Source organism: Actinomyces lilanjuaniae (assembly GCF_003606385.1).
GTDB classification, from domain to species: Bacteria; Actinomycetota; Actinomycetes; order Actinomycetales; family Actinomycetaceae; genus Actinomyces; species Actinomyces lilanjuaniae.
Window position 1 is genome coordinate 1,613,685 of sequence record NZ_CP032514.1, and the last position, 23,367, is coordinate 1,637,051.

General features: G+C 66.8%; 12 protein-coding genes, 1 pseudogene and 3 CRISPR repeat arrays. Of the genes and pseudogenes, 8 read left to right on the top strand and 5 right to left on the bottom strand.

Annotation, left to right across the window (positions count from 1 at the left end):
- The first annotated feature begins 35 nt into the window (after positions 1-35).
- The 7 genes from casA to cas2e are packed head-to-tail and all read left to right on the top strand — an operon-like array spanning position 36 to position 6,328.
- On the top strand, positions 36-1,706 hold the full coding sequence (gene casA, locus D5R93_RS06920; RefSeq protein WP_205570014.1) for a type I-E CRISPR-associated protein Cse1/CasA: 1,671 nt from the start codon (positions 36-38) through the stop codon (positions 1,704-1,706).
- Positions 1,699-2,400: a type I-E CRISPR-associated protein Cse2/CasB gene (gene casB / locus D5R93_RS06925; RefSeq protein ID WP_120204496.1), complete on the top strand. Its 702-nt coding sequence runs from the start codon at positions 1,699-1,701 to the stop codon at positions 2,398-2,400. The genes casA and casB overlap by 8 nt, the downstream gene beginning before the upstream one ends.
- 30 nt (positions 2,401-2,430) lie before the next feature.
- Positions 2,431-3,567, top strand: coding sequence for a type I-E CRISPR-associated protein Cas7/Cse4/CasC (cas7e, locus tag D5R93_RS06930; RefSeq protein WP_120204498.1), 1,137 nt, complete (start codon positions 2,431-2,433; stop codon positions 3,565-3,567).
- Positions 3,564-4,277 carry a type I-E CRISPR-associated protein Cas5/CasD gene (cas5e, locus tag D5R93_RS06935; RefSeq protein ID WP_120204500.1) on the top strand — a complete coding sequence of 238 codons (714 nt, stop codon included), beginning with the start codon at positions 3,564-3,566 and terminating at the stop codon, positions 4,275-4,277. The genes cas7e and cas5e overlap by 4 nt, the downstream gene beginning before the upstream one ends.
- Positions 4,274-4,978 (top strand): type I-E CRISPR-associated protein Cas6/Cse3/CasE, encoded by a 705-nt coding sequence (cas6e, locus tag D5R93_RS06940; RefSeq protein ID WP_120204502.1) that lies wholly within the window; start codon positions 4,274-4,276, stop codon positions 4,976-4,978. The genes cas5e and cas6e overlap by 4 nt, the downstream gene beginning before the upstream one ends.
- Before the next feature lie 4 nt (positions 4,979-4,982).
- Entirely contained in the window at positions 4,983-5,930 is a 948-nt protein-coding gene (cas1e, locus tag D5R93_RS06945; protein WP_120204504.1) for a type I-E CRISPR-associated endonuclease Cas1e, read from the top strand.
- Positions 5,930-6,328 (top strand): type I-E CRISPR-associated endoribonuclease Cas2e, encoded by a 399-nt coding sequence (cas2e, locus tag D5R93_RS06950; RefSeq protein ID WP_243107053.1) that lies wholly within the window; start codon positions 5,930-5,932, stop codon positions 6,326-6,328. Before cas1e ends, cas2e begins: the two co-directional genes overlap by 1 nt.
- An 18-nt stretch (positions 6,329-6,346) precedes the next feature.
- Positions 6,347-9,182: a CRISPR direct-repeat array (repeat unit 28 nt; unit sequence GTGTTCCCCGCATACGCGGGGATGAGCC).
- 213 nt (positions 9,183-9,395) lie between these two features.
- Positions 9,396-9,973: a CRISPR direct-repeat array (repeat unit 28 nt; unit sequence GTGTTCCCCGCATACGCGGGGATGAGCC).
- Between the two features lie 92 nt (positions 9,974-10,065).
- A CRISPR array of direct repeats spans positions 10,066-12,962; the repeat unit is 28 nt; unit sequence GTGTTCCCCGCATACGCGGGGATGAGCC.
- Between the two features lie 197 nt (positions 12,963-13,159).
- On the opposite strand, the pseudogene D5R93_RS06955 reads toward cas2e, so the two are convergent.
- Positions 13,160-14,535, bottom strand: a pseudogene (locus D5R93_RS06955) (UTP--glucose-1-phosphate uridylyltransferase).
- Positions 14,536-14,637: 102 nt separating this feature from the next.
- Positions 14,638-17,484, bottom strand: coding sequence for an excinuclease ABC subunit UvrA (uvrA, locus tag D5R93_RS06960; protein WP_120204506.1), 2,847 nt, complete (start codon positions 17,482-17,484; stop codon positions 14,638-14,640).
- A 106-nt stretch (positions 17,485-17,590) separates the two neighbouring features.
- On the opposite strand from uvrA, the gene D5R93_RS06965 reads away from it, so the two are divergent.
- Entirely contained in the window at positions 17,591-17,884 is a 294-nt protein-coding gene (locus D5R93_RS06965) for a YciI family protein (protein ID WP_119835106.1), read from the top strand.
- 79 nt (positions 17,885-17,963) lie between these two features.
- Here D5R93_RS06965 and D5R93_RS06970 read toward each other — a convergent pair whose 3' ends face one another.
- The 3 genes from D5R93_RS06970 to D5R93_RS06980 all read right to left on the bottom strand — a co-directional run bounded on the left by D5R93_RS06970 (position 17,964) and on the right by D5R93_RS06980 (position 23,296).
- On the bottom strand, positions 17,964-20,489 hold the full coding sequence (locus D5R93_RS06970; protein WP_119835253.1) for an HAD-IC family P-type ATPase: 2,526 nt from the start codon (positions 20,487-20,489) through the stop codon (positions 17,964-17,966).
- An 89-nt stretch (positions 20,490-20,578) separates the two neighbouring features.
- Positions 20,579-21,697, bottom strand: a complete 1,119-nt coding sequence (locus D5R93_RS06975; RefSeq protein ID WP_120204508.1) for a TerC family protein — start codon at positions 21,695-21,697, stop codon at positions 20,579-20,581.
- A gap of 345 nt (positions 21,698-22,042) precedes the next feature.
- The gene (locus tag D5R93_RS06980; RefSeq protein ID WP_119835108.1) at positions 22,043-23,296 is read right to left on the bottom strand and encodes an arginine deiminase; all 1,254 of its coding nucleotides are present in this window, start codon (positions 23,294-23,296) and stop codon (positions 22,043-22,045) included.
- Between the last annotated feature and the right edge of the window lie 71 nt (positions 23,297-23,367).

Sequence of the window (23,367 nt, forward strand, 5' to 3'; positions counted from 1 at the left end):
CTCAGTGACTACATCTTTCACATCCAGGAGACGCTGTGTCCTCCTCTTCCTTCTTCTCACTCCTGTCCCAGCCCTGGATCCGCTGCGACATGCCCGACGGCTCTTCCCAGGAGCTGTCCCTGCGAGAACTGTTCGACGGCGAGCACCCCGCCCTGCGCGTGCGCGGGGACTCCCCCACCCAGGACTACGCGGTCCTGCGCCTGGTCTTGGCGATCACCTGGCGCGCCCACCGCACGGACGAGGTCCTGGCCGACGTTCACGACCCCTACCGCTTCGACGACTGGTGGGAGGAGACCTTCGCCCAGGCGCGCTCGGGAGCCAGGGACGAGGTGGTGCTGGAGTACCTGGAGCAGCACGCCGAGCGCTTCGACCTGCTCCACCCGCAGACCCCTTTCCTCCAGGTGCCAGACCTGGACACGGCCAAGAGCACTCGGCTTCCAGTGCGTAGGATCGTCCCGGAGGCCGAGCAGGACTACTTCACCACGCGCGCCGGGCACGAGCTGGACAGCCTCACACTGGCTGAGGCGGCTCGCTGGTCGGTACACCTGCAGGCCTATGACTACTCGGGCATCAAGTCCGGAGCGCTGGGTGACCCGAGGGTCAAGGGAGGCAAGGGCTATCCCATTGGCCAGGGCTGGACGGGACTGACCGGCGGGGTGGTCGTCCACGGACGCAGCCTGCGTGAGACGCTCGTCCTCAACACCCCAGCACGGCTGGTGATGTCCACTGACACAGCGGCTGATCTCCCCGCGTGGGAGCGCCAGCCCGATGACGCCACCGAGCGTCCCAGCACGGCGCCCACCGGCCCTTGTGACCTGCTGACCTGGCAGTCGCGTCGGCTCCGGCTGTTCGTGGAGGATGGCCGCGTCACCTCCGTCCTGGTCAGCAACGGGGACAAGATCCCGGAGGCTGGAGCCAACATCCTGGCTGACCCCATGACGCCCTACCGGTACTCAGCCAACAAGTCCAAGAAAGGCTCCCCTGTCTTCTACCCCCGGCCCCACGACGCCGAGCAGACCGTGTGGCGCAGCCTGGAGCCCCTGCTGGTCCGTGAGGGTGTCATCGTCGACCTGCCGGGCGGCGGACGGGCCAAGGGGGCTCAGCCCCCCAAGGCCCCGGCTACCATCACCGCCCTGACCGAGCTGAGGAACGAGGGCCTCCTCACCGAGGAGCCCCTGACCGTCGAGCTCGTCTCCGTGCACTACGGGCCCCAGGCAGCCTCAGTGTCCCACGTTGTGAGCACCCTCCTGGAACTGCCCCGCTCCGTCCTGACCTCACGCAGTCCCCAGCTCACGGAGGTTCTCCTCTCCGCTGGCCGGGGGGCACGGGAGGCGTCTGTGCGCTACGGCCGTTACGTCGGCAACCTCCTGACAGCCGCAGGCGGGGACTACGTCTACCAGGCCGAGGCCGCCGCAGGCGTGCTTGATACCCTGGAACCTGCCTTCCGCTCATGGCTGGTCACTGTTGACACCCGGGATCCCGACGGCTCCCTCGCCACCTGGTTCCGGCTGGTCGAGCACCAGGTCCTGGACATGGCAGCCACGCGTCTAAGTGGCGCGGGCCCCAAGGCACTGGCAGGCCGGGTGGTGGACCAGGGTGGCTCCTCGCGCATCATCTCCGCAGGTACCGCTTTCCAGCGCCTCCAGCACGACCTGCACGCGCTTCTTCCCCAACCAGTCCTGAACAAGGAGAAGGCACATGACTGAGGCACCCGTCCTTGCTGACAGCACTACCCCACCACAGGCACCTCCTCAACGACCCAGAGGAACCAGAGGAAAGGGAGAACGGCTTGCGTCGGCCGTCGCGGCAGCAGCCTCAGGCCTCCAGGATGCCTACCTGGGCCGTCGCACCCAGCAGAAGCAGGCCGAGGCCCGGCGGATTCTGGCCACGCTCCGTCGCCGGGCAGGTATGACGGCTGACAACGACCCCTTAGCGTGGCAGGCGGCGCTGGAGGAACTCCTGCCCAACCTGGATGAGGATCTTCTCGGAGGCGATGAGGTCAGCCCTTATGAGAGTGCCGCTTTTGCGGCACTGTGCCTGTTCGCCCTGCACATGCAGTCCCAGACCGCACCCATGCATGTGACCGGTCAGAGCCTGGCCCGGGCTGTCGGGCACCTTGACACCCGTCGGGAGTCGAGCTCCATCAAGCCCCGTTTCGACGCCGTCCTGCTCTGCCGCAACCCGGTGACGCGCCTGCACCACCTGCGGAACCTGGTCACCTTGCTGCGCACCGAGCACATCGGAGCCGATTACGGGCGCCTGGCCGTGGACCTGCGCCTGCTGGAGCTTCCCGACCGCAACCGGGTGCTGCTGCGCTGGGGGCGGGACTTTTCCTCCGGCCACTACACGACACCGTCGCAGACCAGCACTGCCGACACCACCACAGCCGACAACCGCTGAGCACCCTCCCCACGAAAGGATACTTCTACCATGGCCCTGACCATCGATATCCACGCTCTGCAGTCCCTGCCGCCCAGCAACATCAACCGTGATGACACCGGCGCTCCGAAGTCCGCAGTCTTTGGCGGGGCGGTGCGGCAGCGTGTGTCCTCCCAGGCCTGGAAGCGGGCCATCCGCAAGGACTTCGACTCCTACCTCAGCAAGGCGGACCTGGGAACCCGCTCCAAGCGTGTGGTGGACCTGGTAGCCAAGCGCGTGTGCCTGCTGGATGAGAGCTACAGCCGCGAGACGGCCTTAAAGGCCGCTGAGGCCGTCTTCAAGGCCGCTGGGATCAAGACGGTGGAACCCAAGGTGCGTGAGGATGAGGAGCCTCGCGCACCAGAGACCGGCTACCTCCTGTTCCTGTCCGACAGGCAGGTGGAGCAGGCCGCCCGCTTCATCCTGGACAACGGGGGCAAGGCCCCGTCCAAGAAGCAGGCCAAGGATATCCTCGACCAGGGTCACAGCATCGACGTGGCCATGTTCGGCCGGATGGTGGCTGACGCGCCGGACTACAACGTGGATGCCGCCGTCCAGGTCGCTCACGCCATCGGCGTGCACGAGTCCGAGCCCGAGTTCGACTACTTCACCGCAGTGGACGATGAGGTACAGCGGGGTGGGGAGGAGACCGGCGCGGGGATGATCGGGACGATCCAGATGATGTCCTCCACGCTCTACCGCTTCGCCACCATTGACGTGCTGTCCCTGCGGGAGAACCTCGGGGGTGACTCGGAGGCGACGCTGACGGCCGCGAGCAGCTTCCTGCGCAGCTTTATCCGCTCCCTGCCCACAGGCAAGATCACCACCTTCGCTAACAATACCCTTCCCGAGCTGGTGTACGTCACCGTACGTGACGACCGCCCCGTGTCCCTGGTCAATGCCTTCGAGAATCCGGTACGCGGGGACGAGGGCACGAGCCGACGGCGCGCAGCAGCCCGGGCACTGGCCGAGGAGGCCCGTTCCGTCAGCGAGGTCTATGAGATGCTACCTCTGGCCTCGTTCATCGTGTCCCTGAGTGACCTGGGAGAGGAGATGGATGGCCTGGGTGAGAGGGTGAGGCTTTCAGAGCTCTTGGACCGGGTGACATCAGTTGTACGTCAGAGGCTCAGCGAGGGATCACAGGCATGACCCACTCACTGCTGCTACTGCTGCGGGGACCGCTGCAGTCCTGGGGAGATGACAGCCGCTACACGATACGGCAGACGCGCTCCTATCCGGGCAAGTCGGGGGTGCTGGGTCTGCTGGCAGCCGCTCAGGGACGCCGACGTACCGACCCGGTAGAGGATCTGGCGCGCCTGTCCTTCGGGGTGCGCGTGGACCAGCCAGGGCGCGTCCTCAAAGACTTTCAGACCTCAACGGCCTGGCAGAAAGGCGAGTCTACTCCGCTGGCGCTGGTGAGTCGCTACTACCTCACCGATGCGGTTTTTGTGGCCGCCGTGGGTGGGGAGAAGCCTCTCCTCAAGGCACTGGAGGACGCCCTGAAGCGTCCTCGGTTCCCTCTGTTCCTGGGGCGGCGCTCCTGCCCGGCGGGCACGGATCTGCCCATCGGCGTGCGTGAGGGCGACGTCGATACCGTGCTGCGGGCCGAGCCCTGGCATGCCTCACAGAACTACCGCCGCAGCGTGCCTCAGCGGATGAGTCTGTCAATCTTCCGGGACAGGTTGCCCGGTGAGCAGGAGGCGGCCTACGCGCGCCGTCGCGACGTCCCCCTGAGCTTCGACCCGGCACGCAGGGACTACGGATGGCGCGACGTCATCGCCGCAGATCCCGTTGACGTCAGTAACCCCGAGGGATCGGCAGTGCCGGACCCGTTCTTCTCCGCGGTGGTGTCCGCATGACAATATTCACGCGAGTTCTGCTCAATCCTGGTAAGAGGCGAGGACGGGAGCTCCTGCTCGACCCGCAGGCAATGCATGCAACGGTCAGAGCACTCTTCCCGCCAGATCTCCGCACTGATGAGGGCCGGGTGCTGTGGCGGCTCGACTCGTCCACGGAGCACACGCACCTGCTGTACATCGTGTCACCAGAGGCACCAGATGCCACCGACCTGGTAGAGCGTGCGGGGTGGGTCACGCGCCCAGCACAGTCAGTGGACTACCAGCCGATGCTGGACAGGCTGCGCACGGGTCAGGAGTGGGAGTTCCGGCTGCGCGCCAACCCGGTACACAGCGAGCCTCATACTCAGGGCCCGCGAGGCAAGGTGCTGCCTCATGTCACTGTTGCCCAGCAGACACGGTGGCTGGTGGGCAAGAGTGCCCAGCATGGTTTCGAGGTGCTGTCTCACAGCGAGTTCTCCCCCGAGGGGGATGATGAAGTAGTCGTGCACCAAGTAGCCGTTACGGAACGTAGGGACCTGCGCTTCCGTCGCTATGACTCGAAGCATGGCAGGCACGGCCACGTCACGCTCCGCCAGGCACAGTTCGACGGCGTGCTGCGGGTGACGGACGCGGGACTACTGCGCGCAGCACTCGTCAACGGCATCGGGCGGGGTAAGGCCTACGGCTGCGGACTACTAACCCTGGCACATTCAAAGGTGTGACCCCGTGGCTGCACCCAAGGGCGCTCCGCCCCCGGAGCGCAAAGAGCTGGTCAGGGTAGAGGATCGGTTGTCCTTCCTGTACGCGGAGCACTGCACGGTACACCGCGACGACAACGCGCTGACTCTCACGGATCAGCAGGGCGTGGTGCACGCCCCAGCGGCGACGCTCGGTGCGCTGCTGCTGGGGCCGGGCACCCGAGTCACCCACGGCGCAATACGCCTGCTCGGCGACGCCGGTGTGACAACTGTGTGGACCGGGGAGATGGGCGTGCGCTACTACGCCCACGGCAGGCCCTTAGCGAAGTCTTCCCAGATGGCGATGACTCAGGCACGACTGGTAACCAACCAGCGTTCCCGCCTAGAGGTTGCGCGCGCCATGTACCGCATGAGGTTCGAGGGCGAGGACGTCAGCAGGCTGACCATGTCCCAGCTGCGGGGCCGGGAAGGGGCGAGGATGAAAAAAGTGTACCGGGACCTGTCCCGGCGCACCGGCGTGGAGTGGGACCGTCGTAGTTACCAGGTAGAGGACTTCGAGGCCAGCAACCCGATCAATAAGGCGTTGACATCTGCTAACGCCTGCCTGTACGGGGTGACACATGCCGTCGTGGTGTCCTTGGGCTGCATCCCCTCCCTCGGTTTCGTCCACCAGGGTACGGATAGAGCCTTCGTCTACGATGTCGCCGACCTCTACAAGGCCGAGGTCGCGATTCCTGCCGCCTTCGAATCCGTTGCAGCCAGTGCAGCCGGTGGAGACGACCCGGAGACGGCTGCCCGTCGTCGGGTCCGTGACGCGGTGGTGAGCGAGCGACTCCTGCCACGGATGGTGAGAGACGTCTGCGACCTGCTGCAGGTGGATGACCTGGAGGCACCGGACATAGGTGACCTGGTGCTGTGGTCCGAGCTGGGCACGGTAAGCAGTGGCGTCAACTACGCGGAGGCCGAGCAGGAATGATGACCTTAGTCCTTAGTGCCTGCCCGGCAGGACTTCGAGGCGACTTGACCAAGTGGCTGCTGGAGATCAGTCCGGGTGTGTTCGTCGGGCAGGTGAGTGCTCGCGTGCGTGACCTGCTGTGGGAAAGGACTGTGGCGCTGTGCAAGGACGGTCGGGCTCTGCTGATCTTCAGCGCGGCCACGGAACAGGGGTTTGCCTACCGGACCCACAACCACGAGTGGGAACCGGTGGACTGCGATGGGGTGCTGTTGCTTCGCAGGCCGCTCCAGCCGAAGAGGCAGGTAAGACGCACGGGCTGGAGTACTGCCCGAGCCCAGCAGCGCTCTCGGCGCCCGCGGTGGGCAGCACCACGTCCCGACGCAACCAAGTCGTACCAGAACGAGCCGGATCCAGGGTAAACTCGCAGGTCAGGAAGTGTGTTCCCCGCATACGCGGGGATGAGCCACCAGCGCTCCTCCCGCTTCTCGCCCTGCGTACGTGTTCCCCGCATACGCGGGGATGAGCCCCGTGCCGCTGCACGCGGCCGCGCCCTCCCCCTGTGTTCCCCGCATACGCGGGGATGAGCCGCATTGTACCGGGTGCGGGCCTCAGCCTCGGGGGTGTTCCCCGCATACGCGGGGATGAGCCGCCGTCCCCATCGTGTTCACGACACTGGAGACCGTGTTCCCCGCATACGCGGGGATGAGCCGTGACCCTTCCCCGGGATCTCCATGAACGCGGGGTGTTCCCCGCATACGCGGGGATGAGCCCAACGGCATCGTCGTGCACGTCACAGTGGACTAGTGTTCCCCGCATACGCGGGGATGAGCCGATTCGCGGCAATAACCGTACCGAGACCAACCAGTGTTCCCCGCATACGCGGGGATGAGCCAGTGGGAGACCGTGGCGAGGCGGGCGCGCATGAGTGTTCCCCGCATACGCGGGGATGAGCCGATCCTGCTGGATGCTCCCGCGCTCCTGCGGTGGTGTTCCCCGCATACGCGGGGATGAGCCGGTGTACACCCCTGAGCCCGAGGTCGACACCCTGTGTTCCCCGCATACGCGGGGATGAGCCCCAGGCCGGTCCCAGCGAGGACCAGGACAGCCGGTGTTCCCCGCATACGCGGGGATGAGCCGAGCTTTTTGCCATCGCGGAAGTCCTCGGCACCGTGTTCCCCGCATACGCGGGGATGAGCCGAAGTGCGTGTACTGCGGACACAACACTTTTATGTGTTCCCCGCATACGCGGGGATGAGCCCCAACAGGGGTAGCCCATCACAACGATAAGGAAGTGTTCCCCGCATACGCGGGGATGAGCCGAAGTAGTTGGTGGACAGAGAGGCGGGGTTCCAGTGTTCCCCGCATACGCGGGGATGAGCCGCAGGATATAGTCGGCAGTGATATTCAGCGTGTGTGTTCCCCGCATACGCGGGGATGAGCCCTGAATTCGTGGCTTTGTGATGAGCAGGTTCGGGTGTTCCCCGCATACGCGGGGATGAGCCTAGGCACCATACTTCTGGGCATACCAACGGCCGGTGTTCCCCGCATACGCGGGGATGAGCCCGTGCCGCCCAGCAGATGACAGTGGACTCCCTGGTGTTCCCCGCATACGCGGGGATGAGCCTGATATTGCGGACCTGGATATCGAGGACAGGCTGTGTTCCCCGCATACGCGGGGATGAGCCCACGGCTCGCCTCTGTTCTCATACGCCCGATCAGTGTTCCCCGCATACGCGGGGATGAGCCCGAAAAGTCCGTACGCAGGATGTGGTGTCCTAGGTGTTCCCCGCATACGCGGGGATGAGCCGGCGGCTGAGCAGCAGCATGCGGACTGTGAGAAGTGTTCCCCGCATACGCGGGGATGAGCCCTTTCAAGCCGGGCCTCGTTCTCGTTAGCGATAGTGTTCCCCGCATACGCGGGGATGAGCCCGCCCGATGGGGCCTCAACGTCTGGTGCTCTTGGTGTTCCCCGCATACGCGGGGATGAGCCCCCATGCGTTGGCGGGGTCGTTGCAGTCAATCTGTGTTCCCCGCATACGCGGGGATGAGCCCGTGCGCCTCAGCCACAACAAGGCCACTGCTGGGTGTTCCCCGCATACGCGGGGATGAGCCCACTGTCCGAATCTGTGGGAGAGGGCGTGGCGGGTGTTCCCCGCATACGCGGGGATGAGCCCAACGGATGTGAATCACCAACCTTCGTCCCATAGTGTTCCCCGCATACGCGGGGATGAGCCGGAGAAGAAGCTGGAGGAGTGGTTTAAGAAGCGGTGTTCCCCGCATACGCGGGGATGAGCCCCACGTCACGGTATGCGGCATCCCACCTCACACGTGTTCCCCGCATACGCGGGGATGAGCCTTAGAGATAGGTTCCTTGAGGTCTACCGGAGGGGTGTTCCCCGCATACGCGGGGATGAGCCGCGCGGACTGTTCCAGCCTGTGTGCTCACTGTTGTGTTCCCCGCATACGCGGGGATGAGCCGCAGTATGCTGAGCTCCAGCCTGATGGTACACTGTGTTCCCCGCATACGCGGGGATGAGCCACAGCAAGCACTATGGCGCGGATCCTGACCTCGGTGTTCCCCGCATACGCGGGGATGAGCCGTCCACCCGCCACGGTACGCGTTACGCACCTCAGTGTTCCCCGCATACGCGGGGATGAGCCCTCCTCGAAGTGATGCCGCGCCTGGTGGACCGGGTGTTCCCCGCATACGCGGGGATGAGCCGGTTACTGGGCTTTATGCTGATCTCCCCTCCGAGTGTTCCCCGCATACGCGGGGATGAGCCGCATAAAAGGAGCACAAAGAATGCCTAGAACGCGTGTTCCCCGCATACGCGGGGATGAGCCCGGACCGCCGCGCACCACCGCAGCCCCGCAGGCGTGTTCCCCGCATACGCGGGGATGAGCCGACTCCGGACCTAGCTGCCTTTTCATCCGCAGGAGTGTTCCCCGCATACGCGGGGATGAGCCGTACACAGCACTACACGTGAAGAACGTTCAGAGGTGTTCCCCGCATACGCGGGGATGAGCCCGTGCCGCCCAGCAGATGACAGTGGACTCCCTGGTGTTCCCCGCATACGCGGGGATGAGCCGCACGGGTCACAGAACGCAGTCGGTCACCCCACGTGTTCCCCGCATACGCGGGGATGAGCCTCGCCTTCAGACCACTGTCGTGCCGCGCGGGACGTGTTCCCCGCATACGCGGGGATGAGCCCTCGGGGTCGACGGCGGCGGGAGGCGAGCCACGGTGTTCCCCGCATACGCGGGGATGAGCCGGAAGATCTCGTGGTGGAGGCTCAGAACGTCACGTGTTCCCCGCATACGCGGGATGAGCCGGTTCATGATCACCGCTGCTGATGACGACAGTGGTGTTCCCCGCATACGCGGGGATGAGCCGGAGATCGCGAAAGCTATCCCCGGTAAAATCATGTGTTCCCCGCATACGCGGGATGAGCCATGTCCCCAGACACACCGCAGCGACGTTCCAGTGTGTTCCCCGCATACGCGGGGATGAGCCCGCGGCCGCCGAGGAGATGGCCGCCCGCGCCGGGGTGTTCCCGCATACGCGGGGATGAGCCGGAACCGGAATGTCCGTGATTAATCAAAATGTCGTGTTCCCCGCATACGCGGGGATGAGCCCCACTATCTGAGCCCACCTGTCGCGCTGTCCCAGTGTTCCCCGCATACGCGGGGATGAGCCTCACCAGAGGGTTCGGCGACGTGTTCACCGCAGGTGTTCCCCGCATACGCGGGGATGAGCCGTCCCGCCAGCCCGACCGAAAATTCCCGTGATAGTGTTCCCCGCATACGCGGGGATGAGCCCCAGCGCCTTAACACGTTCAAGGTGTTTCTTGAGTGTTCCCCGCATACGCGGGGATGAGCCGCGCACGAGTAGGTGAGCGCGGAGTCCACAAGTGTGTTCCCCGCATACGCGGGGATGAGCCTTAGGTGACGGACCGTATATCACGGTCTACGTGGTGTTCCCCGCATACGCGGGGATGAGCCGCGCACGAGTAGGTGAGCGCGGAGTCCACAAGTGTGTTCCCCGCATACGCGGGGATGAGCCAGCCGCCGGTGGCCGATGGTGGGGACGACGTGCGTGTTCCCCGCATACGCGGGATGAGCCGCACAGGAGTAGGTGAGCGCGGAGTCCACAAGTGTGTTCCCCGCATACGCGGGGATGAGCCCGAGTCCCGACGAGACCAGGGGGTGAGTCGTGGGTGTTCCCCGCATACGCGGGGATGAGCCGCTGGGGTAGGGGCTGTCCGGGTCGGCGGCCTGGTGTTCCCCGCATACGCGGGGATGAGCCTGACGGACACCACTAACGTCGCTCCTGCCGCCGGTGTTCCCCGCATACGCGGGGATGAGCCCCGCTCCCGGTTAGCCATCTTGGTGGCCGTTTTTGTGTTCCCCGCATACGCGGGGATGAGCCCGAATCCGGACCGAGCTGCCTCTTCATGCGCAGGTGTTCCCCGCATACGCGGGGATGAGCCCACCTCCAACCATGAGGCCCAGAGCCAGGAGGAGTGTTCCCCGCATACGCGGGGATGAGCCGCCACGCAGGGCCACAGTGGCACCCGTGGCCGCGTGTTCCCCGCATACGCGGGGATGAGCCGGAGGATCTGGTGGTGGAGGCGCAGAACGTCACGTGTTCCCCGCATACGCGGGGATGAGCCGGCATTGTACCGGGTGCGGGCCTCCGCCTCGGGGTGTTCCCCGCATACGCGGGGATGAGCCGGCATTGTACCGGGTGCGGGCCTCCGCCTCGGGGTGTTCCCCGCATACGCGGGGATGAGCCGGTCGAAGACATCCGGGTGCTCGCCTCGGCACAGTGTTCCCCGCATACGCGGGGATGAGCCCCAGAGAAAAGGAGACGGCCGAAAACACGCACCGTGTTCCCCGCATACGCGGGGATGAGCCGTCGGAGGCGGAGAAGCAGGCGGAGGCTTTCGCGTGTTCCCCGCATACGCGGGGATGAGCCGGAGCGCCGCCACCCACCGGCTGGCGTCCTGCTGTGTTCCCCGCATACGCGGGGATGAGCCTGATCCATCGCGCTCGCAGCAACGGACTCGACAGTGTTCCCCGCATACGCGGGGATGAGCCGCAGTCGCTCTACCCATGAGTGGAGCACTGTGGGTGTTCCCCGCATACGCGGGGATGAGCCCTCAGTGGTTTCCCCGGTGGCGAGCAGCCATGCGTGTTCCCCGCATACGCGGGGATGAGCCCAATATGAGGATTCCCGACTCTGTGTACATTTCGTGTTCCCCGCATACGCGGGGATGAGCCGCCTTCTCACCCGGCCACCGGTCATAGTCGCCAGTGTTCCCCGCATACGCGGGGATGAGCCCAAGGCCGGTCGGGTTGACTACGTGGGCACTCTGTGTTCCCCGCATACGCGGGGATGAGCCGTGTCAGGCGGTCACAATCAGCACAAGCCAGGCGTGTTCCCCGCATACGCGGGGATGAGCCCCTCCGCACACAGCATCAGCACCAGCTCACCCAGTGTTCCCCGCATACGCGGGGATGAGCCGGGCGGACCATCCTCCCTTGACCAGTGCCGTCGGTGTTCCCCGCATACGCGGGGATGAGCCCCGGGGCGCGTGCCAGGGTGTCCCGGTGATGGGGTGTTCCCCGCATACGCGGGGATGAGCCCTCCTGGAGGTGCTGCCTCGCCTGGTGGACCGGGTGTTCCCCGCATACGCGGGGATGAGCCCGACGTTCTCGACCTCATGCAGATGGTCTGGGAGTGTTCCCCGCATACGCGGGGATGAGCCCTGCTCCTACTCGCTGTCGCAGCAGAGCTAGGCGTGTTCCCCGCATACGCGGGGATGAGCCCCGCGCCCAGGGAGGGGAGTCATAGGTCAGCCAGTGTTCCCCGCATACGCGGGGATGAGCCCCGGCATCAATGCCACCCTCGCAGCCGAGATCCGTGTTCCCCGCATACGCGGGGATGAGCCGCGCCTGTCTGTCTATATCGACCCGGCGCTGCGGTGTTCCCCGCATACGCGGGGATGAGCCGATCGTCGCAGCGCTGAACGCCCACCACGGCCCGTGTTCCCCGCATACGCGGGGATGAGCCCCACCCCGTGGCAATTCCCAGACTAACCCCCACGTGTTCCCCGCATACGCGGGGATGAGCCGTCGAACTCAGGCCGGGGAGGCTCCGGATTCTCGTGTTCCCCGCATACGCGGGGATGAGCCGCCTGCCATCCTCGCGGGCAGGTGCATTTCCGGGTGTTCCCCGCATACGCGGGGATGAGCCGATCACGTTCGCCCTGATGGCCGCTGCCACTCTGTGTTCCCCGCATACGCGGGGATGAGCCTCAGGCCCCTCGTCTTCCTCGGGGTCTGATTGTCGTGTTCCCCGCATACGCGGGGATGAGCCCAGGTCTCGTGAGTCGGGTCCGGCGGCGTCACCGTGTTCCCCGCATACGCGGGGATGAGCCGAGGTACCTGGCCAGCCTGTGCGCCTGCCAGATGTGTTCCCCGCATACGCGGGGATGAGCCAGGTCGGTTGACTGTGGTGGTGAGCTGATGCAGGTGTTCCCCGCATACGCGGGGATGAGCCTATCCTCAGCCGCCCTATCCAAGTCATCACCCAGTGTTCCCCGCATACGCGGGGATGAGCCGTCCCTGAACGCCTCCGACGGGTCCACAGGACGGTGTTCCCCGCATACGCGGGGATGAGCCGTCCCTGAACGCCTCCGACGGGTCCACAGGACGGTGTTCCCCGCATACGCGGGGATGAGCCTTCCCTGAACGCCTCCGACGGGTCCACAGGACGGTGTTCCCCGCATACGCGGGGATGAGCCGATGCCGACGGAGTCGTGGTCGGAGCCGGTGCCGTGTTCCCCGCATACGCGGGGATGAGCCCGTATCGGTGAGCCGCTCAGAAATGTGCGTGTGTGTTCCCCGCATACGCGGGGATAAGCCGGCCATCGTGATGGCCGCCCTGTCTGATGCTCTCGTGTTCCCCGCATACGCGGGGATGAGCCCGCGGCACATGGGGGATACTCTCCACGGGGCCAGTGTTCCCCGCATACGCGGGGAAATGAACCAAGCGCCCATATGGTGGGTGGGAACAACGGCCTCCGAGCATCTACGCGCACCCGTCGGCTACGAGCATCCACCCACTACCAGGCGATTGGCAGACTGCGCGGCCACATAGGCCATGCGCTGCATAACTCTCCGAAGCAGTACCCTTAACAGCAGCTCACGGGTCACGACACAGAACGCTGTAAAAAATGCCTCGCTCAGATCCGGGTGCCAGAAGGAACAATCCCCGGCGACCCCTCCTCCCTCACCACGGCGTCCCCGGTCGCTACCACGTCAGCACCGAACGTCCAGTCGCCCTCCACGGTCAGCGAACTCGCCCCGCGCACAGAGGGGACACCCTCAGGGAAGCGTGCCTCGAAGTCCCGGATGGTCTTGTAGTAACGAGGGTCCAGCACCACCGTGCAGGCCTCCTGCGGCACCTGCACCAGCAGGCCGTCCTCGTCAACCTCGTAGACGTCAGAGCGCAGCAGGAACAGGTCGTTGGTAGTCTTGACTGGGAGGAACCTGCTGCGAGACACCTCTACAGCCGTTGCCTTCTCGAAGGCCTCCACGGCCGCACCCATGGCCGTCTCCATCTGGATGACCGGGGTGGAGGCGGGGTCGGAAGGATCAACCGTCTTGGTGTTCCTGATCAGCGGCAGCCCGAGGATCCCCTGGCGCTGGCTCAGCGTGTCCCGCAGCACCTCCAGGTCGAACCAGAGGTTGTTGGTGTGAAAGAAGGGATGGCGGAACTGGTCGGTGAAGTAGTGCATCTGGTCGGCAGGCGTCTGGGCGGTGTCGCGCAGGATGATCCGCCCGTCACTGCGGCGCACCGCCAGGTGCCCCCCTTGACGTCGGCGGGCGTGCGACGGCACATCTCCGGGGCGTAGGCGGCTCCCGAGGCAGCGAACCACCCGGCGATGCGGGCCGAGGGGGCAGCCCCCAGGTTGTCCGAGTTCGAGGTCATGGCGTAGCGGTAGCCCCGCTCCAGCAGGGCGTCCAGGACTCCGGAGGCGGTTAGGGCCGTGTAGATGTCCCCGTGCCCGGGCGGGCACCACTCCAGCTCCGGGTCGGCCTCCCAGGTCACTGGGGTCAGGTCGTCGGCGCGCAGCTTGGGCTCGCGGTTCTGCAGGAAGTCCAGGGGGATCCCCTCCACCCCGATCGGCGGGCAGGACTCCAAGGCCTCGAAGGTGTCCTCACGGGTGCGGAAGGAGTTCATGAAGACCAGCGGCAAGGTCACGTCATAGCGTCTGCGGGCGGCCAGGACCTGGTCCACGATGAGCTCCAGGAAGGTCTTTCCGCCCCGGACGGGGAGCAAGGACTTCGCCCGGTCCAGCCCCATCGAGGTCCCCAGACCCCCGTTAAGCTTGATCATGACGGTACGGCTCAGGGCGTCCCTGGCCTGCTCGGGGCTGACCTCCACGTCGCTGATCGAGCTGATGTCCGTCAGAGGCTCAATGCTCTCCTCCGGTACCAGCCCGGTCGCTCCCTCCTCAAGAGTCCTGTAGTAGTAGCTGAAGACGTCGATGGCCTGCTGGGCGACGCCGGCGTCGCGCATCTTGGCCTGGGCCAGGGTGAGTCCGTTCTCGCTCATGGCAGGAGGGTATCCCGCCCTCGGCGGAGTCACGCGGCAGCCACGGCGTGCCCGCTGCTACCCGCCGTTCCACCCACTGCCACGGTCCCGTCGGCGTCTCGCCTAGGCCCGCTGCCCCTGGAGGACCTCGCTGAGGAACTGTCCCGTGTGGGATGAGGTGTTCGCGGCCACCTGCTCCGGGGTGCCGGTGGCCACCACCGTGCCACCGCCCTTGCCGCCCTCGGGTCCCATGTCGATGATCCAGTCGGCATGAGCGATGACGTCCAGGTTGTGCTCGATGACGACCACGGTGTTGCCCTTGTCCACCAGGCCCTGGAGCACACCCAGAAGCTTACGGATGTCCTCCAGGTGCAGACCGGTGGTGGGCTCGTCCAGGACGTAGACGGTCCGCCCGGTAGAGCGACGCTGGAGCTCGGTAGCCAGCTTGACGCGCTGTGCCTCGCCACCGGACAGGGTCGTGGCCGCCTGGCCCAGGCGCACGTAGCCCAGGCCCACCTCCACCAGAGTGCCCAGGTGGCGGGAGATGACGCCGGAGGCTGAGAAGAAGTCCGCCGCCTGGTGGATGGTCATATCCAGCACGTCGGCCACCGTCTTGTCCTTGTACCGGATCTCCAGGGTCTCGCGATTGTAGCGGGCACCGTGGCAGACCTCGCAGGGCACGTAGACGTCCGGCAGGAAGTTCATCTCGATCTTCAGGGTGCCGTCCCCCTTGCAGGACTCGCAGCGCCCGCCCTTGACGTTGAAGGAGAAGCGGCCAGGGCCGTAACCACGCACCTTGGACTCCGGTACCGAGGCGAAGATCTTGCGGATGTGGTCCCACACACCGGTGTAGGTCGCGGGGTTAGAGCGCGGCGTGCGCCCGATGGGCGACTGGTCGACGTGGACCACCTTGTCCAGGTTGTCCACCCCCCGCACGGTCCGGTGCCGCCCGGGCACACCCCGGGACCGGTTAAGACGGTTGGCCAGGACCTGGTAGAGAATAGAGTTAACCAGGGAAGACTTGCCCGACCCGGACACCCCGGTAACGGCAGTAAGCAGCCCCAGGGGGAAGGTGACGGTGACATCCTTAAGGTTGTTCTCCCGGGCACCGACCACAGTAACCTCCCGGCCTTTGCGACGGGGGCGACGTGACCGGGGGACCTCAATGCGGCGGCGACGTGCCAGGTAGTCACCGGTCACCGAGCCCTCCGCCTCCACCAGGGCGCTCAGCGGCCCGGAGTGGACGACCTGCCCACCGTTCTCCCCCGCCCCGGGTCCAATGTCCACGATCCAGTCCGCGGCACGGATGGTGTCCTCGTCATGCTCCACGACAATGAGCGTGTTGCCCAGGTCCCGCAGCTTCTGGAGGGTGGTGATGAGCCGGGCGTTGTCCCTCTGGTGCAGCCCGATGCTGGGCTCGTCCAGCACGTAGAGGACACCCACCAGGCCCGAGCCGATCTGGGTGGCCAGGCGGATCCTCTGTGCCTCGCCCCCGGACAGGGTGGCTGCACCCCGGGACAGGCTGAGGTAGTCCAGGCCGACGTCAACCAGGAACCCCAGGCGCGCGGCGATCTCGCTCAGCACGCTGCCCGCGATCTGACGGGCCTGGCCGGACAGGTCCAGGTGGGCCAGGAAGTCCCGGGTCTCGCTGATAGGCAGGTCGCACAGCTCGGCGATGGACAGCCCGCCCACGCGCACCGCCAGCACCTCGGCCTTGAGTCGGGTGCCGTGGCAGGCCGGACAGGGGACCTCCCGCATGTAGCCCTGGTAGCGCTCCCGGGACCAGTCGGACTCGGTCTCCTGGTGCTTGCGCATGACGTAGTCCATGACGCCCTCGAAGCCGGTGGCGTAGACCCGCTCCCGGCCCCAACGGTTGCGGTAGCGCACCTTGACCTCGTAGTCCTTGCCCCGCAGGATCGCCTCCCTGGCCCGCTGCGGCAGCGCCCGCCACGGAGTGTCGACGTCGAAGCCCAGGTCCTCCCCCAGGGCGGCCAGCTGGCGGGTGAAGTACTTCTGGTGGCTGGACCAGGGGGCGACGGCTCCCTGCGCCAGGGTCAGCTCCTCGTCGGGCACGACGAGCTCGGGGTCGACCTCCAGGTGGGTGCCGATACCCGTGCACTCCGGGCAGGCCCCGTAGGGGGCGTTGAAGGAGAAGGTCCGCGGCTCCATCTCGTCGAGCTGGAGAGGGTGCTCGTTGGGGCAGGCCCGTTTCTCAGAGTAGCGCTGCTCGCGGGCGGGGTCCTCCGCCTCGGCGTCTACCCGCTCGATAATCACCAGGCCCTCGGCCAGAGCCAGGGCGGTCTCCACCGAGTCGGTCAGGCGCTGGCGGATGCCCTCACGCACCACCAGGCGGTCCACGATGACCTCAATGTCGTGCTTGAGGCGCTTGTTGAGAGCTGGCGGGGAGTCCAGGCGCTGCGTGGCCCCATCCACCCGGACCCGGTTGAAGCCGCGCCCGCGCAGCTCCTCGAACAGCTCGGTGTACTCCCCCTTGCGCCCGCGCACCACTGGGGCCAGTACCTGGAAGCGGGTGCCCTCCGGCAGGGAGCGGACCTGGTCGACGATCTGCTGAGGGGTCTGGGAGGAGATGACGGCGTCACAGACGGGGCAGTGCTGGGTGCCTGCCCGGGCGTAGAGCAGACGCAGGTAGTCGTAGACCTCGGTGACCGTGCCCACCGTGGAGCGGGGATTGCGGGAGGTGGACTTCTGGTCGATGGACACCGCCGGGCTCAGGCCCTCAATGAGCTCGACGTCAGGCTTGTCCATCTGACCCAGGAACTGGCGGGCGTAGGAGGACAGGGACTCCACGTAGCGACGCTGCCCCTCGGCGAAGATCGTGTCGAAGGCCAGGGACGACTTACCCGACCCGGACAGCCCGGTGAAGACGATCATCTGGTCCCGAGGCAGGTCGAGGTCCACGCCCCTGAGATTGTGCGCCCGGGCTCCACGGATGATGAGAGAGTCGTTCACGGGACGGCAGTCTAGGAGGGCAGACACGGTCTTCAAACACGCGTTCGAGCACGGCGTGGGAGGTCTTGGCCACGTGCCGGCGGTACCGCTGGTCTAGCCTGGTGCCATGAGCAGGATCTTCACCGTTGAGTACCACTACGTCACCGACCAGGACGAGGCCATGGGCGAGCTGCGCCCCTCCCACCGCGCCTTCAACGCCGAGCTGGCGAGCCAGGACCGGCTCCTTGCCGCAGGCCCCTACGTGGGTACCCACGAGGCCCTCATCATTGTGCGCGCCCAGGACGAGGCGGACGCGCTGGCCCTCCTGGAGGACGACCCCTTCTACCAGGCGGGCTTTATCGCCGAGCGCGTCGCGCGCCAGTGGAACCCGGTCATCGGGGTGCTCTCCCCCACCAGCTAGCGCCTGGACCCAGTTGCCGGGACAGACGTGGCTCCCGGAGCAGGCTTCATCCTGGGGCCAGGCTGAGCGCACCAGCCGCTCACACCGCGCGAGCCACCCGCTGACGCACCAGGTACACCGCCTCGATACCGCCCACGGCAAGCGCCGCCATGGCTGCGGTCACCCACCACACGCCCGGCTGGGGCCAGCTCAGGAGGAAGAAGGCACGTACCGCAGGCAGGACCACCCCCAGGACCGCCGCCACGCCCATGAGGAGCACCAGACCCAGCCGCCACCCCAGCAGCGGGCGGGCCGTCAGCGTCAGCAGCCACAGCCCGGAGGCAACCAGCACCAGCGTGACCCCGGTGGTCACCTGCGCCTCAGGAGCACCGGTCAGCGTCAACCAGGTCCAGGTCAGCAGCGTCACGGTGCCCGCCACCAGCCCCGCCGGAACCGCCAGAGTGAGGACCCGCCCCAGGAAGCCCGGCCGGTAACGCTGGTGGCTGGGTGCCAGGGCCAGGACAAAGGCAGGGACCCCGATCGTCAGTGAGGAGACGATCGTCAGCTGGCGCGGGGCAAAGGGGTAGGAGATCGCCAGCGCTGAGACCACCACCGCTATGAGCGAGGCGTAGACGGTCTTGGCCAGGAACAAGGAGGCGATGCGCTCAGTGTTGGCCATGACGCGCCGCCCCTGGGCCACGACTCCCGGAAGCGCGGAGAACTCCCCGGACAGCAGCACCAGGCGGGCCACCGCCCTGGTCGCTGGTGCCCCGTTGCCCATGGCGATGCCCAGGTCGGCCTCCTTCAGCGCCAGGGCGTCGTTGACACCGTCACCGGTCATGGCCACGACGTGCCCGCGCGACCTCAGCGCCCGCACCAGGGAGCGCTTCTGCTCCGGAGTCACCCGTCCCAAGACGGTGACCGGCTCCACCAGCTGCGCCAGGTGACCCAGGTCCTCCGCAGAGTCCTGGCCGTCCTGGGCACCCGGGTCCTGGCCGGCACCCGTTACCTCCGGCAGGTCCCGGGCGTCCACGGCGACCAGCTCTTCTCCGCCTGGTCCCCTCACCCCGGCTCTACGGGCCACCGCAGCCACCGTGGCCGGGCTGTCACCAGAGATGACCTTGACCTCCACGCCCTGATCCCGGAAGTACTCCAAGGTCTGGGCGGCATCAGGGCGGACCTCCTCCGACAGGACGACCAGCGCGCGCGGGCACAGGCCCGCAGGCAGCGCCGGCTCCTGACCGGGCACGCCGGGCTGATCACCCCACAGGTGAGGGCTGGAGGCCAGGGCCAGCACACGGGCCCCGGTCGTCGCTGCCTGGCGGACCTGCTGACGCACCTGCTCCACCAGTGGTCCCGGGGAGTCCACCTGGGCTGCGTCCAGGAGGATCTCCGGAGCACCCAGGACCCAGGTCGTCCCCTCCTCCCGCAGAGCCGACCACTTCCGTCGTGAGGAGAAGGGCACCTGGGCCTGGGGACGGGCAGCCCGTGCGACCTCCAGACCCCGGGGTCCCAGCAGCTCGGGCCTGCTGAGGCCTTCGCTGATGGCGGTGGCGCTGGCGTTGGGGTCCTCTCCCCCGCTGAGCCGGGCCAGGACCGCCAGAACCTCGGCAGCGGGCTCGTGCACCTCAGACCTGGGGGCGCCAAGGTCGTGGAGGTCGCAGACCTGCTCCAGGCGGATCCGCCCGGTCGTGATGGTGCCAGTCTTGTCCAGGCACAGGGTGTCGACCCGGGCCAGGACCTCCACCGCTGGCAGCTCTTGAACCAGGACGCTGCGGCGGGCCAGGGCCAGGGCAGCGGTGGCAAAGTTCACCGAGGTCAGCAGCACCAGGCCCTGAGGCACCATACCGACTACTCCCGCGACCGCAGGAACCACTGCCGCGCTCCAGGATCCGGAGGAAAGGGCATGGGCGAGACCTCCCTCCTCCCCGCGCAGCTGGGACCACGCCAGCAGCAGGGCCACAGGCACGATCACCCAGGAGATCCATCCCAGTACCCGGTTGGTGCCCGCCTGGAGCTCGCTGACAGCCACGGAGTACCGGCGTGCCTCACGGGCCAGACGGTGGGCGTAGGCGTCGGCCCCCACCGCCGTGGCCCGGAACAGGCCGGTCCCGGCAGTCACCGTGGTTCCCGACATGACCCGGTCCCCGGTGGCCGGGCGCACCGCAGCGGACTCACCGGTAAGGATGGACTCGTCGATCTCCAGACCCTCGCAGGACAGCACGGTGCCGTCGGCAGGGACCTGCTCTCCCGACCGCAGCCGCACGACGTCGTCGAGGACGACCTGCGCGACGGGCACCTCCTGCTGCTCGCCATCGCGCACCACCGTGGTGTGGGGAGTCTCCAGCACGGCAAGCCGGTCCAGCGCGCGCTTGGCCCGGATCTCCGCGACGGTCCCGGTGCTCGTGTTGAGCAGGAGCACGATCCCGAACAGGGCGTCTGCCCAGTGGCCGAAGACGAGGACCAGGACCAGTGCCACCCCCAGGATCGCGTTGAAGACGGTGAAGAGGTTGGCGCGCAGGATCTGGGCCACGCTGCGGGAGGTCTTCTCCTCGTAGGCGTTGGTCAGGCCGCGACGGACCCTGTCGGAGACCTCAGCGGCGCTCAGTCCCTGTGCGCCCGTCATGGTGGAGGCGCCGGCACCCACACCGGGGCCCGCAGCCGCATTGTCGCGCGCCGTGGTGGCGGAGGGTCCTGGCCCGGCCGCCCTGGAAGTCACTGCGCGCTCCTGGCGCTCTGGGCGCGACTGGTCGCCTCCGCTGGGGCGGCTGGGTCGGCGGTGCGCGAGGCCTGCCGGTGGTCCAGGTTGTCCTGCTGGGTCGGGGAAGTCGTGGCCTGGACCTGCCTGGAGTCGGTACGAGACCGGACGGCGGAGGCGACCACGGTGACCAGGACGGCGACGACGATGACCCCCAGGGACACCTGGATGCTGGGCTCGGGCACGACGTCCACCTCCCGTCCGCCGTTGATGAAGGGCACCTCGTTTGTGTGCAGCGCGTGCACGATCAGCTTGAGGCCGATGAAGCCCAGGATGGCGGCCAGGCCGTAGTGGAGGTAGGCCAGGCGGTCCAGGAGGCCGTCGATGAGGAAGTAGAGCTGGCGCAGACCCAGGAGCGAGAAGGCGTTGGCGGCGAAGACCAGGTAGGGCTGCCTGGTCAGGGAGTAGATAGCGGGGATCGAGTCCACCGCGAACATGACGTCAGCGGTCCCGATAGCGATGATGCACAGCATCATGGGGGTGATCATGGTGCGTCCGGCGTGACGGTGGACTACCTTACCGCCCACAAAGCCGTCGGTCATGGGTACCACCCGGGCCACGGCCCGCACGAACCCGCTGGGCCGGTACTCCTCAGTGGCCGAGGAGTCCTCCGGGTCCTCCACGCCCTCGCGGGCCTGGGAGACAGCCGTCCACAGGAGCCAGGCGCCGAAGAAGTAGAAGACCCAGGAGAAGTTCTCGATGAGCGCGGCCCCGGCCAGGATGAACACCAGTCGCAGTACCAGGGCGATGACGATACCTGCCAGGAGTACCTCCTGCTGGTACCTGCGGGGGACCCGGAAGGAGGAGATCATGATGACAAAGACGAAGAGGTTGTCGATACTGAGCGCCTTCTCGGTGATGTAGCCCGCGAAGTACTCCGTGCCGTAGTCACCTCCCCATACGGCCCACACCACCAGGCCGAAGACCAGGGCCATGGCGATGTAGGCCACTGACCACCGGGCAGCCTCCCCTATCGTGGGCTCGTGAGGGGTACGCACGTGACCGACGATGTCGATCGCGATCATGACGAGAATGACGGCTCCCAGAGCCAGCCACCCAAGAGCGTGGACATCCACAGAATGCACCTCCGGTACGGATCGGGTACCAGAGGTCTCCTCCCGCCTCACTAGGGACAGCGTGCCCCCGGGGAGGCCTGCGACGCCGGGGCCGGGACCTGATCCGATCGCCCGTGGTGACGACGTCGCCGTTAGTGGGAGTACTCCCCTCCGCATGGTTTTGCCGTAGTCTAGCCGCCGTCTCCTCGATGTACCCGCCACCGTGGGGACAGGGAGTGTGGGGTGAACGACGCCGAGGTGTCCTGTGCCGCACGCGCGGGCACCTCACGCGAGGCCCACAGGCAGTGAGGCCGGGATGAGGCCGGGATGAAGCCGGGAGACCGCAGCCAGCCCCACGCATGCCGCTCAGTAGACCGGGTCGCGGTCGATAGGGCAGGTCATGCAGTGGCTGCCACCACGTCCACGACCGAGCTCGGAGGAAGGGACCTCCAGGACCTCGATACCGGCGGCTCGCAAGTTGGCGTTGACAGAGTAGTTGCGGTCATAGGCCACCACCACGCCCGGGGAGAGGGCCACGACATTGTTGCCGTCGTTCCACTGCTCGCACTCTGCGCCGTAGCGGCCTGCAGTAGAGGTGACCGGCTGCAGGTGGACGCCCAGCGCCTGGGAGACTGTACCCACGAAGTCCCCGCCGTCGTGGGTGACCCGGATGCCGCCGCGCTGGGAGTCGTCGGGACGCAGGGAGAAGACCTCCATCTCCCTGACCACGGGCTCGTAGATGTTGACCACCTCCTCCGAGCACAGCGTGAACACGGTGTCCAGGTGCATGGCGGCGCGCTCCTTGGGCATGCGGGCGGCGATGACGCGCTGCGCCGAGCCGGCCTGGAACAGCGAGCTGGCGATCCGACTGACCGCCTGGAAGGTGGAGCGCTCTCCCATTCCGACCAGGACAACCCCCTTGCCGACCGGCATGATGTCTCCGCCCTCGATAAAGGTGTAGCCCGTGTCCTCGTCCAGCGTGTTCAGCCAGGTGCGGTAGGTGTAGTCGAACAGCGGGTGGAACCTGTAGACCGCGGCCAGCAGGAGCACCTCGCGCTGGCGGGCCTCCCAGAACATGGAAGACAGCTCCACGCCGTCATAGATCCACGCCGAGTTGTCCCGCGTGAACAGGGTGTTGGGCAAGGGAGCGATCAGCAGCTCAGGGTCGTCGCTGTTGACGTGGTAGGGGTCGATGCACGTACCGAACACGTCGGAGGGAACCTGGTCGGACACCAGCCCGCCGATGAGCAGGTCGGCGAGCTGGTCGGAGGGCATCTCCTCCATCCAGGCCCGCAGGTCCTCGGCCACCCCGACCCCCATAGCAGCGTGGTTGACCCTACGGTCCAGTACGAAGGCCCGTCCCTCGGGGATGTCCAGGACGTCGGAAAGCAGGTCGTGCAGCTCCAGGACCTCCACGCCCCGCTCACGCATGAGGCTGACGAACAGGTCGTGGTCGCGCTGGGCCCTGGGCACGTCCAGGACGTCGTCGAAGAGCAGGTCGTGGCAGTTGGTCGGGGTCAGGTGCTCATGGGCACGGCCCGGCCGACACACCATGACGCGTCTGAGCGTGCCGACTTCGGACCAGACTCCGTGGCTGACGGTAGTTGCAGCAGTCGCCATGATTCTCCCTCTCGGTTCTTGTCTGTTGGCTAGCAGCGGTCAGCGTCTGTGTCTGTCTGTGTCTGTCTGTG